This window comes from Bradyrhizobium barranii subsp. apii, from assembly GCF_011516635.5.
GTDB classification, from domain to species: domain Bacteria; phylum Pseudomonadota; class Alphaproteobacteria; order Rhizobiales; family Xanthobacteraceae; genus Bradyrhizobium; species Bradyrhizobium barranii.
This window is the reverse complement of sequence record NZ_CP096255.1, coordinates 1,720,355-1,734,814: the sequence shown is the minus strand read 5'-3', so window position 1 is coordinate 1,734,814 and position 14,460 is coordinate 1,720,355. Positions and strand designations below refer to the sequence as shown.

Below are 14,460 nucleotides of genomic sequence, written 5' to 3'. Positions count from 1 at the left end.
TCCCCCACCCTGTCGCGCGGCTTGAACGCCGCGTCGTCGCCTCTACGCAGGCCGGAAGCCCGCCCGCTCCAGCGCAGTACGCGCTTCATCCGAGCCGAGTGCGTCGAGAAAGGCCTGCACCGCCGGCCGCTGCTTGCGCGCCGTCACCAGCGCGAAATCATAATGCTCTTCCGCGAACGGAATGAAACCGAGGCCGACCGCATGGGCGACCGGCGCAATGGTCATGCCCCAGTCGGCGCGGTGCTGCGCGACAGCCGCAGCCACGGCATTGTGCGAGCGCGGCTGGTTCCAGTAACCTTCCGGGCGCGCACCGCCGAGCAGGCGGTCGATCAGGATGCGCGTGCCGGCGCCCTGGTTACGGTTGACCATGATGCAGGCGGGGTCCGCGAGCGCGGCGGCAACGGCCTCCTTCGCACCGAGCCCCTCAAAACGCTTGTCACCACTCCGGAACACGATGCCCTGCATCCGCCGCCAGCCCGGCACGAGCTCAAGCCCCTCAACGAGGTAAGGCGTGTTGTAGGTCTCGCTCTTGTCGTCGAACAGATGGATCGGCGCGAGATCGCATTCGCCGCGCTTCGCCGCCGCGAGTCCGCCGAGGCTGCCGACCGCGATCGAGCGCACGGTCAGCCCCGCATGCGCGAGCTGTGCGGTGACGAGATCGAGGCCGGTGCAATGGCTGCCGACGATGACGAGATCGGGCACCCGCACATGCGGCGTGAACAGCGTCACCTCGGCGTCGGTCCCTGCCGGCATCTGGTCGGCGAGCGCGTCGATGCGTAGAAAACCGTCGGCCTGGGCGAACGACGTGATCGCACCGGAACCCTTGCCGGAGGGATAGGCGATCAGGCCGTCCTTGCCGCCGACCAGCGAGACCATGACGAACTCGGTGCGGCCGAGTTCGGAGGCGATGCGCACCGGCACGGTTGCATTCACCTTGGCATCGGAGCGCGGCGGCAGCCCGGCCATTTTGCGCAGCGCCGGCACGATCATGTCGTGGAAGGTGAACATCGCCGAGGTCGGAAAGCCCGGCAGGATCACCACCGGCTTGCCGTCGCACACCGCAAGGCACAGCGGCTTGCCGGGCTTGAGCGCAACGCCATGCGCGATGATGCCGGGCTGGCCGAGCCGGCCGATGATGCGATGGGACACGTCGCCCGCACCCTTCGAGGTGCCGCCCGAGAGCACCAGCATGTCGGCGTCCGCCAGCGCGCGGCGCATGGCGGCTTCGAGTTTTGCCTCATCGTCGGGAATGGCGCCGAGGAACACCGCCTCGCCGCCATTCTCGTCGATTGCGGCGGCGACGATGGCGCCGTTGGTGTCGTAGATCGCAGCCGGCGCGAGCGCCTCGCCGGGCTGAACCAATTCGTCACCGGTGGAGATCACGGCAACACGCGGCTTGCGCGCGACGGTCACCTCGGCGATGCCGCAGGCCGCCAGCATGCCGATCTCGCGCGAGCCGATGATCGTGCCGGCGCGCAGCAGCGCCTCGCCGCGCGCGATGTCGGAGCCTGCGTATGACACGAACTGTCCCGGCGAGGCGGCTCGCCGGACGTGGATCGCATCGGATCCGGCAGGCTGGGTGTGCTCCACCATGACGACGGCGTCGGCGCCGCGCGGTAGCGGCCCGCCGGTTGCGATCGGCGCTGCAGTTCCCGTCGCCACCTGCAGCTTCGGCGTGGTGCCGCAGTGAATGGTCTCGCCGTTCAGCGCAAGGCGAACGGGCGCGCCTTCGCCGGCCGCGGCGAGATCGGCCGAGCGCACGGCAAAGCCGTCAACGTTGGAACGGTCGAACGGCGGAACGTCGAGGGGCGCCGTGATGTCTGCGGCCAGCGCCGCGCCGAGCGCATCGGCAAGCTTGCGCGCCTCGCTCGGGACCGCGCGCGGGAACAACGCAGCTTCAAAGCGCGCCAGCGCGTCCTCGCGCAAGAGGATCTTGAGGAACTGCTCCTGCTCGAGCGCGCTGCGGTCTTGCGATTGCGGGATCATCGTCATGCCAAACCCATATCATTCCCGCATCAGATAGGCATCGACCGGCGTTCCTGCCGCAAATCCCTCGTGGCTGGCGGGAACGAGCAGCCATGCATCGGCCCGGGCAATGGCCTGAAGCGGCCAATCCCCCACCGCAAGCGGGAGCCACGCATGATGTTCCTCGGCCAGCAGGGCGATTTCGGCGATGCCGACACTGGATGCGATTTTTCGCGCAAGCGGCAAGGTCATGCGCCGGCGTAACTGCCGCGCCGACAGGCGATCGACGAGCGGCAGCACCAGCGCGAGCCAGGCGGCAAGCGCATGATCGGGCGAGCCGGGCAAGGCGACGATTGGAACCGGTCCGAGCCGCCCGACCGCGGCGGTGCGTCCGGGCTGGAGCGCGAGGCCATGGGCGAGCACGTCACCATGCCGGGCCAGCGCGCTGACCGCGGCATCCCGGCGGCCGGCGCCGCTGCCGCCGATCGTCACGACGAGATCGCAAGTGAGATCGCAAGCGAGATCGCAAGCGAGATCGCAAGCGAGATCGCCGAGCGCTTCCGCGATCGATGCCGCATCTCGCGCGGCAGCTTCGCGCGTTTGCACCTGCAGCCCTGCCGCGCGCGCGATCTCGGCAATCATGTGCGCCGTCACGGCCGCACCCGGCACGTTGACGATGCCCAGCCGCGGCCGCCGTACGCTCAGCTTTTCAACACCGGCGGTGCGCGCGAGCAGCAAGGCGGCAGGATGGATCAAATGCCCTTCTGCCACGGCAGGCGCCAGCCCGGCGATGTCGCTTCCGCCGCGCCTGACGCCCTGTCCGGGCACGCCCTCCGCCAGCACCTGGGCGAGTGGACCCGACACCTCGACTGCGTCGGCATCGAGCACACAATCACATCCCGGCGGCATCGCGTCGCCGGCATCGACCCAAACGGGCGCCGTCGTCAGAGGCAGCGGCGAATAGGCGGACGCGCCGACAATATCGTTGGCGCAGAGCGCCCAGCCATCCGCAGCGGCGATGTCGCACGACGGACAGGCCGCAAGCAGCGGCGTCCCTGCCGCGATGCAGCCGGCGGCCTCCGCCAGGGGCAACTCGATCGTCGCGATCGGATCAACGCCTCGCAGCAACGCGGCGAGCGCAGTGTCGAGCGGCGTCAGCGAGGGCGGCAGGCGCTGGGTCATGCGCCATGATGGACCATGCATCGCCCGGTTTGGCAACCGCTGCCGATGCGAAGGTCAGCCCCCGGACTTGGCCGCATTGGGGAAGAACAGCTGCTGTCCGTCGACCTTGTAGCCGGCGATCGCCGCCTGCCCCTCCGGCGAAATCAGCCAGTCGATGAAGGTCTGCCCCAGCTCCTTCTTCACGTTCGGAAACTTTTCCGGGTTCACCAGCATCGCGCCGTACTGATTGAGCAGCCGCTTGTCGCCTTCGACGACGATGTCGAGATCGCCGCGATCCTTGAAGGCGATCCAGCTGCCGCGGTCGGACAGCACATAGGCGTTCGCCGTGCGCGCCGCGTCGAGGGCTGCGTCCATCCCTTGCTTGACTTCGCGATACCATGCACCCTTGGCAGCGGCGATATCGATGCCGGCGACGATCCAGAGCGCGAGCTCCGCGCCATGGGTGCCCGAGCGATCGCCGCGCGTCACGAACGGCGCGCCCTTGGCCTCGATCGCCTTCAGCGCGGTGGCGATGTCCTTGCCTTTCACGGCGGCGGGATCGCTCTTTGGTCCGATCAGCACATAATCGTTGTACATCACGTCAAAACGCTTCACGCCAAAACCGTCGGCGACGAACTTCTCCTCCTGCGGCCGTGCGTGCATCAGCACGACGTCGACCTCGCCCCTGCGCGCGCCGTCGAGCACTTCATCGGCACGCCGCGCGATCACCGTCACCTCGATGCCGGTCTTCTCGCGGAAGATCGGCAGCAGATGATCGAGCAGGCCGGACTCCTGTGTCGCCGTGGTCGAGGCCAGCACGATCGCGCGGTCCTCCGCGAATGACGCCGCCACGCCCGCGGCGAGGCCGCAGAGAAGCGCGAGTGCAACGGACAGGCGGCGGACGACCATGATCGGGTTCCCATTGGCTATGACGCAATCATGATGATGATCGATTGCGCCACACTCGTGACGCGTTTGCGCGTTGCGCTCCCCACTCGGGACATTTCGGCAATGCGGCTCGCGCGGTGCGCCCATTGCAATTGCGAGCGCGACGGCCACAAGGCCCGCGCCACGCGGGTGCTTCAGGATCGTTCACCAAAGCAGAAATCGCGCGTGAGGATGTGTTGCAAAGCAGCGAGATGATCGGGCATGGTCCCGGCGGACGTAAATTGAAATGCAGAATTCCACCTGCGTCGAACGCCAAAAAGAAGCAAGAATTTGCATAGGAATGCAGGATGGAATTCCTGACGACCAGCGAAGCCGCCGAATACCTTCGGCTCGGCGAACGCAAGCTCTACGAACTCGTCACCACCGGCGCGATTCCCTGCACCAAGGTGACCGGGAAGTGGCTCTTCCCGCGGCACGAGCTCGACCTCTGGGTCCTGTCGGGGCTGGCGCGTCCGGCCGGCATGCTGACTGCGGAGCCGCCGCCGGTCGTGGGCGGCAGTCAGGACGAGCTTTTGGACTGGAGCCTGCGTGAATCCGGCTCGGGCTTGGGATCGATGAGCGAGGGCACCGCGCGCGGGCTCGAGCGCTTGCAGCGCGACGAGGTGATGGCGGTGGCGGTGCACTTCCACGGCCTGGAGGCCGACGGCAATCTTGCCTCCGACGCCAGTGCGACGGCGCTGCGTGACGCGCCCGACCTGCATGATGCGGTGCTGGTCGCATTCGTGCGCCGCGAGCAAGGTCTCGTGCTGCCGCCGGGCAATCCGAAACGGCTGCGCGGCCTCTCCGACGTGCTTGCGCTCGGTGTCAGGATGGCGATGCGACAACAGGGCACAGGCGCGCAGATGCTGCTCGACGTGCTGTTGAAGCGCGCCGGCACCTCGACCCGCGATCTGCGCCGGGTCGAGACGCCGGCCCTCACCGGGCCGGATCTCGCCGAGATCGTCCGCGCCGGACAGGCCGATTGCGGAATCGCGACGCGTGCGGCGGCGCGCTCGGCCGGGCTCGATTTCGTGCCGCTGGTCTGGGAGAATTTTGATCTCGCAATGCGGCAGCGCAGCTATTTCCGCCCGCCGATGCAGGCCCTGATCCGGTTCCTCAGCGAAAGGCGGCTGCGGCAGCGCGCCGAGGAACTGACCGGCTACGATCCCTCGCCGGCGGGGCAGATCCGCTTCGCGGCCTGACGTTGACGCCCGCCCCCAAATAGTTGCAAAAGAAACCAATTCAGCCGGGCCATACCCGGGCAACACCGGCCAACGAGCCGGATCAGGGGAGGACAAGCGTGAATCCAACGAGATTTGGACTGCCGGTCGCGGCCGGCTTTGCAGCGACGTTCCTGGCGGCGGCGCTGCTGCCGGGTACGGCGTCGGCGCAGGTTTCCGACGACATCGTCAAGATCGGCGTGCTCACCGACATGAACGGCGCCGCCTCCGCGCCGACCGGCCAGGGTTCGGTGACGGCGGCGCAGATGGCGATCGACGATTTCGGCGGCAAGGTGCTCGGCAAGCCGATCAGCATCGTGATCGGCGACCACCAGCTCAAGGCCGATATCGGCGGCGGCATCGCGCGGCGCTGGTATGACGTTGATCAGGTCGACCTGATCGTCGACGTGCCGGTTTCCGCGGTCGGGCTCGCGGTGCAGAACGTCGCCAACGAGAAGAAGCGGCTGTTCATCACTCACTCCACCGGCACGGCGGATTTCCACGGCAAGTTCTGCTCGCCATACGCGATCCAGTGGGTGTTCGACACCCGCGCACTCGCGGTCGGCACTGCTGATGCGGTGGTCAAGCGCGGCGGCGACAGCTGGTTCTTCATCACCGACGACTACGCCTTCGGCCATTCGCTGGAGCGCGACGCCTCCAGCGTCGTCACCGCCAATGGCGGCAAGGTGCTGGGCTCGGTGCGGCCGCCGCTGGCAACCCCCGACCTCTCCTCCTTCGTGCTGCAGGCGCAGGCCTCCAAGGCCAAGATCATCGGCATTGCCGCTGGTCCCCCGAACAACATGAACGAGATCAAGACCGGCTCGGAGTTCGGCGTGTTCAAGGGCGGCCAGCAGATGGCGGCGCTGCTCGCGCTGATCACCGACATCCACGGCCTCGGCCTGCAGGCCGCCCAAGGGCTGTTGCTGACGACGTCGTTCTACTGGGACATGGACGACAAGACCCGCGAATGGTCGAAGCGCTATTTCGCCAAGATGAACAAGATGCCGTCGATGTGGCAGGCCGGCGTGTATTCGAGCGTGATGCACTACCTCAACGCCATCAAGGAGACCGGCACCGACGATCCGCTCAAGGTCGCGGCGGAGATGCGGGAAAAGCCGATCGAGGATTTCTTCGCCCGCAACGGCAAACTGCGCGAGGACAATCTGATGGTGCACGATCTCTGGCTGGTGCAGGTGAAGACGCCGGAGGAGAGCAAATATCCGTGGGACTATTACAAGATCCTCACGACCATCTCGGGCGAGAAGGCGTTTGGCCCACCGGACCCGGCGTGTCCGCTGGTGAAGAAGTGATGCTGTAGCGAGAGGTCGTCGTCATGGCCGGGCTTGTCCCGGCCACGACGATTGTCGATGCAGTCGCGTCCTATTTCATGACACCGATTTCGCGGAAGTATTTTTTCACGCCCGGATGGATCAGCTCCGGCTTCGGCGCTGCCGCGACCGTGTTCGACGCCGTGGTCTCGCAGGCCTGCGCGAGCTGCTTGCAGAACGTCGCCTCGGCGCCGTGCAGCGTCTTCGCGAGACGATAGGCGACGTCATCGGGCAGGTCTTCGCGCGTGAGGACGAAACTCCACGAGCCGAGCGAGGCGATCGGCTCGGCCTGCTTCGGATAGGAGCCGGCCGGCACGGTGAGCGGCTCCAGGAACGCATGCTTGGCGCGAATGCGCGTGATCTCCTCAGCGGTCGGCGCAATGAAGCGCGCGCCTGACGCACTCGATGCCACCGCGGCAAAGCCGGGCCAGCCGATGCCGGCACCCCACAACGCGGCGACGCGGCCATCCTCGACCATCGCGGGGCCATCGCCGGCGCGGTCGAGATAGATCGCCTTGAAATCCTCGTCCTGCTTCAGGCCGAGGCCATCGAGCACGTAGCGCGCCAGGATCGGCAGGCCCGAGCCTTTGGCGCCGAACGCGACGGGCTGGCCGACGAGATCGCGAATGGTCTTGTACGGACTGTCCGCCCGCACCACGAACATGCCGGGGTTGGAATAGATCGCGGTGAGTATCTTCAACCGCACAGGCGCGCGGCCGATGCCGGCAAAGGCCTCGTAGGCCGGCTCGCCCGCGACCAGTGCGAGATCGAGCTCGCCCTTCTCCAGCAGCGGAATGTTCTCGTTGCTGCCCTTGGTGTTGCGGGGCGCGATGGTGATTTGCGGATCGGCCGCGTTCATCGCTTCCGCAAAGGCGTTGCCATAGAGCGGAAAGCCGCCGCCGGGCGTCGCGGTGCCCAGGCTGAGTGTCGTGGTCGGAATGGCGTTGCCTCCGGTTTGAGCAGCCGCGGGGCTTGCGAGTGGATTTGCGAGCAGCGCCGCGCCAAGAAGAATTGCGATTGCGAATCTCATGATGAGTCCCGGCCGCCCCGCGTCAACATCGACTTGCGGCGATGTAGGCAGCGGGCGGTTTTTGTGAAAGCATGCAGCCCAACGACAATAGAACAATGGGAGACGTCATGTTGCGAATTTTGCGTAACACTGTTTTTGGGCTGCTGTTCCTTTCAACTCTTCTCAACGCCTCCCCTCCCGCCTCCGCCGCCGGCTACCCCGACCGCCCCGTGCACTGGATGATCGGCTTCGCCGCCGGCGGCCCGGTCGACATCGTGGCGCGGATCATGGCGCAGGCGCTTTCGGATCGCCTCGGCCAACAATTCATCGTCGAGAACCGCGCCGGCTCCGGCGGTAACATCGCGGCCGCCGCCGCGATCAACGCCGCCCCCGACGGCTATACGCTCTTGTTCGTCGCGCCCAACAACGCGATCTCGACCTCGCTCTACAAGAAGCTGCCTTACGACTTCCTGCGCGACACCGTGCCGGTCGCAAGCATCATGCAGCTCACCAACATGCTGGTCGTCTCCAACGCGTTTCCCGCGAAGACGGTCCAGGAGTTCATCGACTACTGCAAGGCCAATCCCGGCAAGATCTCGTTTGCCTCGTCCGGCAACGGCACCTCGGTGCACATGTCGGCGGAGCTCTTCAAGGTGATGACCAAGTGCGACATGGTGCACGTGCCCTATCGCGGCTCGGCCATCGCCTTCCCCGACATCATCTCCAACAAGGTGCAGCTGATCTTCGACAATTTGCCCTCCGCGCTCGAGCAGTCGCGTGGCGGCACTGTCCGCGCCCTCGGCGTCACCTCGCCGCAGCGCTGGCCAACCGTGCCCGACGTGCCGGCGATCGCCGAGACCGTGCCGGGCTTCGAATCGGTCGGCTTCTACGGCATCTCCGCGCCGAAGGGCACGCCGCCCGAAGTGATCGAGATCCTCAACAAGGCCGTCGGCGAAGTCCTCAAGGACCCGAAGGTCATCGCGCGGCTGACCGAGAACGGCGGCATCCCGAAGCCGATGACATCAGCCGAGTTCGGCAAGCTGGTCGCTGACGAGACCGAGAAGTGGAAGAAGGTGGTGGAGTTCGCCGGGGTATCGGTCGACTAGGGGTGGCCCTGCGCGGCGCCCGTAGCGCGCCAGCAAAGCATTCGGAGGGACCTGCAGGCCCCTCCGGAATCACAATGTGCGAAAACAACCCCATGCACAGTAGAAAAGCCACGTAATCACAATGGGTTACGGAAGCGAAAAAAGGGCCTTCGCGAGCCGATTTGACTCGTCGGGCAAAACAGGAGCATAAGGGCACCATCGTCAATTTCGGTAATTCAGAAATCACCGGCAATGCTGCGCCAGGGGTTTCCGTCCGCCGGAGCCAGCATTGCACCCCCGCCTCCATCCCTGTAAACGAACCGCGCACCGTTGCTGGCCGCACATCCGCGGCCGTCCCGCGGCGGGGCCTGTAGCTCAATGGTTAGAGCCGGCCGCTCATAACGGTCTGGTTGCAGGTTCGAGTCCTGCCGGGCCCACCAAGAATATCAGTATGTTGCTTGGTCTTCGTTGCCGTTGTCGCGACGACCGCACCAGAAAGCGCACCAGATACGTCCACTTTTCGTTCGGGAGCGCCTCGCGCACGGCAACTTTTCGACTGCGGCAGGCGGAAGCTTACGGACGGTCAAGTTGACGCCGTTCCGGATAGTCGTCCGTTAAGAATCCGAATTGAGCGGGATGGGACATGTGAACGTGCGCCATATCCGGATCAGGAACAGGTCCAAGAAATCTCTCAGCCAGGCGAGGATGCGGCGGAAGTTGTGGCCTACGGCGGAGAGGACGACGTTGGCGGCGTCTCCTGCGCGGCCTTTGAGGTAGCAGCGCCCGAGGTGACCTTCGGCCTTCAGGTGTCCGATGATGGGCTCGATGGCGGATCGGCGGCGCAACTCGCGCTTGATGATCCCGAAGACGCCGCGCTTCTGGCCGGAGATGAAGACGCGACGTGGATTTTGAGCGTCGTGGCCGCGATACCCCTTGTCGACATAGGCCCGCTCGATCGGACAGCCGGTGAGTGCCTCGGTGCGGTCGATGACGTCGCGCAGGGTGTGACCGTCATACGGATTATCGGGCAGCGCCCTGACGTGTAGCACGAACAGACCGCCGGGAGCTCGGCGGTTGTTGGTGACGATGGAAGCCTTGACGCCGAACTCGTACGGCGCGGAGGCCTTGCCCTTGCCGATGCACTCCACCTCCGGGGCATGGAAAGAATAAAGCTTCCAGCCGCGTTGGCGCTGCTGCTGCGAGCGGATCTGGCTGGCCCGGCCAAGCGGAAGGGCGAACGCCTCCTCCAGGGCTGGCTGGCCGTCGATCTTGCGGCGGATATCGCGGATGATCCGGCCGAGCCTTGAGCGCAGGATACGCAACTGCCGCTGATGCCGCCTGAATTGTTTGGCATGGGCGTAGCGGCCCGCCATCATCGCGGCGGCCTTGGCGATCCGAGAATAGGACTGCCGCAGCCTGACGCCGTGCCTTCTCGCCAGGCGATTGAGCCCCTTGATGGCCGCATGCAGCAGCTTGGCGTCGGTCGGAAAGGTGATGGCCTTTGGCTGCACCGTGGTATCGACCGTGACCCGCTTGAGGTCCTGGCCGCGTAACGCGCCGGCCTCGTGCGCCACCCGCAGGCTCTCGGCCAGCAGCAGTTCCAGCTTGTCGCCGAGCCGCTTGCGCCAATGGCTCAGGTCCGATCGCTCGTGCGGGAAGGCGTGCTGGAAGAACTCTTCGCCGGTGAAGTACTGGAAATACGGGTCGTGGACCCAGCGCTCGCAAATCCCCTCATCGGACAGCCCGTAAATCTGCTTGAGCAACAGCAGCCCGATCATGAAGCGGGTCTCGATCCCCGGCCGGCCGTTCTCGCTGTAGAGCGGCGCGATCTCGCCGTCGATCCAGTCCCAATCGATCTTGCCGGCCAACAGAACCAGCTCGTGCTTCAGATTGATGATCTGGTCCAGCCGCGCCCGGAACAGGTCGTTCGATCCCGTCGTCTTGTGCTTCTTCGGTCGCATCGTCCCCTCCGATGCAACACAGAATCATGGTCCGCTGCGAAAGGGAATCTGGAGGGTTCTGTGAGGTCGCGCTCACGCGAGGGCGCGGCAGGCGCTTATGACGCGACCTCATTGAAGCCGGATTGAACGAAGGCGCGGGAGGCTATTCGCGGTTTTGCAGCTATGGGGATTGTTCGAGATCGCCATGCCCGATCTGCTGGCTCGGCGCGTGAGGCAGAGACACAGGAGTGCGCATCCTGGAAGAGTTGAGATCAGACGCGCTTCGCCTGAGATCGCGATAGGCCTTTTGCTGCATCGGACGGTTGTTGTCGCGCAGTGTGACAGCACGGATTCGACATCGTCCGCGATGATCGAGACGCTGGGAGCGAAATGACGAATGATGATCGTCGTGCACGACATGACTTGGCTCACGATGTGTCGCATCGGAACGGTGATGTTCGAGGGCTGGGGCGTCTGAAGCTATGTCGAAAGCGCTCAATGATGCGCATGACGCCACCACAATCGGGACAGGCAGGAACCTCGGCCCAGGTTTGAGCCTCCGAATCCACAGGCGACGGCTGGCCATCGTTTGGGGCTGTTCGCTCATGATCGAGAAGTTCGCGGCAAAGGGCGAGCTTGGCAGCGCGATGGCGGTTGGCCATGAAGCCGAAGTGGCGGATGCGGTGGAAGCCGTCAGGCGGCGTATGAAGCAGGAAACGGCGAATGAACTCATCGGGCTTGAGATTCATGATCTTTGTCGCGCTGTTTTGGCGATAGTCCTTCCATGAGAAGGCGACATGATCGTCGTCGAGTGCGACGAGCCGGCTGTTGGCGATCGCGACGCGATGGGTGTAGCGGCCGAGATAGGCCAGGACCTGTGCGGGTCCGCCGAAGGGCCGCTTGGCGTAAGCAACCCAGTTGATGCGTCGCATGGCGTCGAGGTGGGCCGCAAAGGCAGCCGGCTCGGCCAGAGCTCCGAGATCGCCGAAGAAACGCAAGGCACCGGAGTTGAAGGCTGCCGACAGACGTTTGAGAAAAAGTGTGCGAAATAGTCTGGACAACGGTTTGACGGCCAGGAAGAAGTTCGGTCGGCAAGCGGTCCAGCGCGCGCCATCGGGCGAGAGGCCGCCACCCGGAACGACGCAATGGACGTGGGGATGATGCATCAGCGTCTGTCCCCAGGTGTGGAGGACGGCGACGCCGCCGATCGCACCGCCGAGCCGGCGTGGATTGGCGGCGAGCGTCGTCATCGCCTCGGCGGCAGCCTTGAACAGGATGGCATAGACGACGGCCTTGTTCTGGAAAGCGATCGCGGCGATCGGTGCGGGAAGTGTAAAGACGACGTGGAAATAGGGAACCGGAAGCAGGTCGGCTTGACGCGCGGCGAGCCACGCGGCTCGGGCTCTCCCCTGACACTTCGGACAGTGCCGATTGCGGCAGGAATTATAGGCAACGCGTGTCGTGCCGCAGTCGTCGCAAGCCTGCATGTGGCCGCCGAGCGCCTCGGTCCGGCACGCAACGATCGCGCTCATCACGCGCCGCTCGACCCGCCCCAGATGACCGGCATGTACACGGCGATAGGCGTCGCCATGCCGGCGCAGAATATCGGCAATCTCGATGGCGGGCCTGTTGGAGCGGATGTCGGAGCGGGTCATGACCCGCATCCCGCTGCGGGTCATCCAGGTGGCGTCACCTCCAGCGACAGGCGATCGAGCGGGCTCTGCGTCGCTCGGATCGTATCGGTGGCGACCTGCGTGTAGCGCGCTGTCGACGACAAATTATTGTGCCCGAGCAAGACCTGGATGATCCGGATATCGGTTCCGTTCTCGAGAAGATGTGTCGCGAAGCTGTGGCGCAGCGTGTGCAGCGTGACGCGCTTGGTCAGGCCCGCAGCCTTCACCGCCGACCGGCAGGCGGCATGCAGCACGGTCTGATCGATCGGATGATCTTCGTCACGACCAGGGAACAGATAAAGCCGCGGCCGGGCGAGCCGCCAGTAGGTGCGCAGGATGCCCAGCAGCTGGGGCGACAGCATCACGTTGCGATCCTTCGCGCCCTTGCCGTGGCGCACCTGGATGACGCCGCGGGCGCTGTCGATGTCTTCGATCCGCAGTCCCGCAACCTCCGAGGCCCTGAGCCCGGCCGCATAGGCGGTGGTGAGCGCGGCGCGGCTCTTCAGGCTCGATACCGCTTCAAGAAACTGAACCACTTCGTCGGCGCTGAGAACGACCGGCAGCTTGCGCGGTTCTCGCGCATAGGGAATGCGCTCTGGGATGAGCGCCTCGCCGAGCGTGACGCCGTAGAAAAACCGTAGCGCACAGACGATCTGGTTCAGCGCCGGCCATGAGATGCCGGTCGAGACCAAATGCACCTGGAAGGCGCGGACGTCTTCCAGCTCTAACCGGTCAGGCGATCGGCCAAAATAGCGGCTGAACTTCGAAACCGCGCTGATGTAGGATCTTTGCGTCGCCGGCGACAGATTGCGGACGGTCATGTCTTCGATCATGCGGCGGCGAAGAGGGCTCAAATCGGCCATCTCGATACTCCTGTCTGAGGGGGTGGGCTCCAACACCCACATCCTCTCAGCCAGGAGGCGATCTATGCCACCTTGCCCCCTACGCCGCGGCAGCGGCTTCGTTCAATCCACAATCGAATTTGCAGGCTTTGGCGGTCTTTACCTCCCAATCCCTGCAATCTCAAACCGTCTCAAATCCGAAAAACAGACTCTCGCTCAATCGCTTAGAGCCTTGTTCACGGACGACCGGATAAAGATGTTCGCTGAAGTGCTACCGGTCTAGGCGACGACAAGGAAGGTCCGCAACTGGATTTCGAGATTTAAAGCGGATTAGAATTGCGACCCAATCTCGATATCTGACTAAGGATATGGGGTCCAATTGTACGATGTCCGATAACGACCTATCTCTGGCCGCCATGGCCGACGCGCTGGCGAAATCGGCCGACTACCGAGTTTTGCGGCGCCTGCTCCCCCGCACCAATTTCACACCGTCCGATGGTAAGACGACTAAGACAGGCATCCTTCTAGATGTCGAGACCACCGGACTTGATCCACGAAAAGACGAGGTCATCGAGCTCGGTATGGTCAAATTCGACTACCTGCCCGACGGTCGGATCACGGGGGTCAAGGACGCCTTTTCGTCATTCAATGAGCCAACAGGAACTATACCCCTTGAGGTAACAGCGCTCACTGGGATCACGGACGAAATGGTGGCCGGACATCGCATAGACGAGACGTTGGTCACTTCGTTTGCCGACGAGGCGGTCATCGTGATTGCGCACAACGCAAACTTCGATCGCAAATTTGCGGAACGCTACTGGCCAATCTTCCAGCGAAAAGGCTGGGGATGCTCCGCAACGGAGGTCGAGTGGCGAAAGCATGGCTTCGAAGGGTCGCGCTTGGGCTATTTACTGAACGGCACGGGCTACTTCCACCAAGCGCACAGGGCCGTAGACGATTGTCATGCGCTTCTCGAAATTCTAGCCTTCGAATTGCCGACCGCGGGCTCGCCGGCGCTCTCTATCCTGCTTGAGCAAGCCCGCAAGAAAACGATCCGCGTGTGGGCCGAACAATCGCCCTTTGATCTCAAGGACACACTCAAACGGCGGGGCTATCGCTGGAGTGATGGAAGTGATGGTAGGCCGCGATCGTGGTATGTGGATGTAGACGAAAACAAATTCACGGAAGAGATCGAATTTCTGAAGACCGAAATCTATCTGCAGGATGTCGAGCCGCGGTCACAAATCCTGACGGCGTTCGATCGATTTTCCGTTCGAGCGTGAAAGTGGTTTGAATTTGATGATGGACCC

The 14,460-nt window shown here is 64.4% G+C and carries 11 protein-coding genes and 1 tRNA gene; 5 read left to right on the top strand and 7 right to left on the bottom strand.

Annotated elements, in window-relative coordinates; all coding sequences use genetic code 11:
- Window positions 1-42 precede the first annotated feature (42 nt).
- Genes HAP41_RS08210 through HAP41_RS08200 form a run of 3 tightly spaced genes read right to left on the bottom strand, consistent with a single transcriptional unit; the run spans window position 43 to window position 4,035 of the window.
- Window positions 43-1,992: a molybdopterin biosynthesis protein gene (locus HAP41_RS08210; RefSeq protein ID WP_166103703.1), complete on the bottom strand. Its 1,950-nt coding sequence runs from the start codon at window positions 1,990-1,992 to the stop codon at window positions 43-45.
- A 12-nt stretch (window positions 1,993-2,004) separates the two neighbouring features.
- Entirely contained in the window at window positions 2,005-3,147 is a 1,143-nt protein-coding gene (locus HAP41_RS08205) for a molybdopterin-binding protein (RefSeq protein WP_166103706.1), read from the bottom strand.
- Between the two features lie 54 nt (window positions 3,148-3,201).
- Window positions 3,202-4,035, bottom strand: coding sequence for an ABC transporter substrate-binding protein (locus HAP41_RS08200; RefSeq protein WP_166103709.1), 834 nt, complete (start codon window positions 4,033-4,035; stop codon window positions 3,202-3,204).
- A 326-nt stretch (window positions 4,036-4,361) separates the two neighbouring features.
- On the opposite strand from HAP41_RS08200, the gene HAP41_RS08195 reads away from it, so the two are divergent.
- Window positions 4,362-5,255, top strand: coding sequence for a substrate-binding domain-containing protein (locus tag HAP41_RS08195; RefSeq protein WP_166103714.1), 894 nt, complete (start codon window positions 4,362-4,364; stop codon window positions 5,253-5,255).
- A gap of 98 nt (window positions 5,256-5,353) precedes the next feature.
- The gene (locus tag HAP41_RS08190) at window positions 5,354-6,583 is read left to right on the top strand and encodes an ABC transporter substrate-binding protein (protein WP_166103719.1); all 1,230 of its coding nucleotides are present in this window, start codon (window positions 5,354-5,356) and stop codon (window positions 6,581-6,583) included.
- 70 nt (window positions 6,584-6,653) lie between these two features.
- Here the strand turns inward: HAP41_RS08190 and HAP41_RS08185 are convergent, their stop codons facing one another.
- Window positions 6,654-7,631: a TAXI family TRAP transporter solute-binding subunit gene (locus HAP41_RS08185; protein WP_166103722.1), complete on the bottom strand. Its 978-nt coding sequence runs from the start codon at window positions 7,629-7,631 to the stop codon at window positions 6,654-6,656.
- Window positions 7,632-7,738: 107 nt separating this feature from the next.
- Here HAP41_RS08185 and HAP41_RS08180 point away from each other — a divergent pair, with 107 nt between their 5' ends.
- Both HAP41_RS08180 and HAP41_RS08175 read left to right on the top strand, forming a co-directional pair.
- The gene (locus tag HAP41_RS08180) at window positions 7,739-8,716 is read left to right on the top strand and encodes a Bug family tripartite tricarboxylate transporter substrate binding protein (RefSeq protein WP_166103725.1); all 978 of its coding nucleotides are present in this window, start codon (window positions 7,739-7,741) and stop codon (window positions 8,714-8,716) included.
- Window positions 8,717-9,059: 343 nt separating this feature from the next.
- A tRNA-Ile gene (locus tag HAP41_RS08175) sits at window positions 9,060-9,135 on the top strand.
- A 174-nt stretch (window positions 9,136-9,309) separates the two neighbouring features.
- Here HAP41_RS08175 and HAP41_RS08170 read toward each other — a convergent pair.
- The 3 genes from HAP41_RS08170 to HAP41_RS08160 all read right to left on the bottom strand — a co-directional run bounded on the left by HAP41_RS08170 (window position 9,310) and on the right by HAP41_RS08160 (window position 13,171).
- Window positions 9,310-10,656: an IS5 family transposase gene (locus tag HAP41_RS08170; protein ID WP_166053956.1), complete on the bottom strand. Its 1,347-nt coding sequence runs from the start codon at window positions 10,654-10,656 to the stop codon at window positions 9,310-9,312.
- Window positions 10,657-11,063: 407 nt separating this feature from the next.
- Window positions 11,064-12,290 carry an IS91 family transposase gene (locus HAP41_RS08165; RefSeq protein ID WP_166061603.1) on the bottom strand — a complete coding sequence of 409 codons (1,227 nt, stop codon included), beginning with the start codon at window positions 12,288-12,290 and terminating at the stop codon, window positions 11,064-11,066.
- Window positions 12,291-12,310: 20 nt separating this feature from the next.
- Window positions 12,311-13,171 (bottom strand): tyrosine-type recombinase/integrase, encoded by an 861-nt coding sequence (locus HAP41_RS08160; RefSeq protein ID WP_029085027.1) that lies wholly within the window; start codon window positions 13,169-13,171, stop codon window positions 12,311-12,313.
- Between the two features lie 365 nt (window positions 13,172-13,536).
- Here HAP41_RS08160 and HAP41_RS08155 point away from each other — a divergent pair, with 365 nt between their 5' ends.
- The gene (locus HAP41_RS08155; RefSeq protein WP_166103728.1) at window positions 13,537-14,433 is read left to right on the top strand and encodes a 3'-5' exonuclease; all 897 of its coding nucleotides are present in this window, start codon (window positions 13,537-13,539) and stop codon (window positions 14,431-14,433) included.
- Window positions 14,434-14,460: the final 27 nt, after the last annotated feature.

What these genes read in the sequence shown, in the direction of transcription:
- HAP41_RS08195 (WP_166103714.1), top strand. Translation starts at nt 4,362, where the DNA reads ATGGAATTCCTGACGACCAGCGAAGCCGCCGAATACCTTCGGCTCGGC.
- HAP41_RS08155 (WP_166103728.1), top strand. Translation starts at nt 13,537, where the DNA reads ATGTCCGATAACGACCTATCTCTGGCCGCCATGGCCGACGCGCTGGCG.
- HAP41_RS08210 (WP_166103703.1), bottom strand. Translation starts at nt 1,992, where the DNA reads ATGACGATGATCCCGCAATCGCAAGACCGCAGCGCGCTCGAGCAGGAG.
- HAP41_RS08200 (WP_166103709.1), bottom strand. Translation starts at nt 4,035, where the DNA reads ATGGTCGTCCGCCGCCTGTCCGTTGCACTCGCGCTTCTCTGCGGCCTC.
- HAP41_RS08205 (WP_166103706.1), bottom strand. Translation starts at nt 3,147, where the DNA reads ATGACCCAGCGCCTGCCGCCCTCGCTGACGCCGCTCGACACTGCGCTC.
- HAP41_RS08160 (WP_029085027.1), bottom strand. Translation starts at nt 13,171, where the DNA reads ATGGCCGATTTGAGCCCTCTTCGCCGCCGCATGATCGAAGACATGACC.
- HAP41_RS08180 (WP_166103725.1), top strand. Translation starts at nt 7,739, where the DNA reads ATGTTGCGAATTTTGCGTAACACTGTTTTTGGGCTGCTGTTCCTTTCA.
- HAP41_RS08185 (WP_166103722.1), bottom strand. Translation starts at nt 7,631, where the DNA reads ATGAGATTCGCAATCGCAATTCTTCTTGGCGCGGCGCTGCTCGCAAAT.
- HAP41_RS08165 (WP_166061603.1), bottom strand. Translation starts at nt 12,290, where the DNA reads ATGACCCGCTCCGACATCCGCTCCAACAGGCCCGCCATCGAGATTGCC.
- HAP41_RS08170 (WP_166053956.1), bottom strand. Translation starts at nt 10,656, where the DNA reads ATGCGACCGAAGAAGCACAAGACGACGGGATCGAACGACCTGTTCCGG.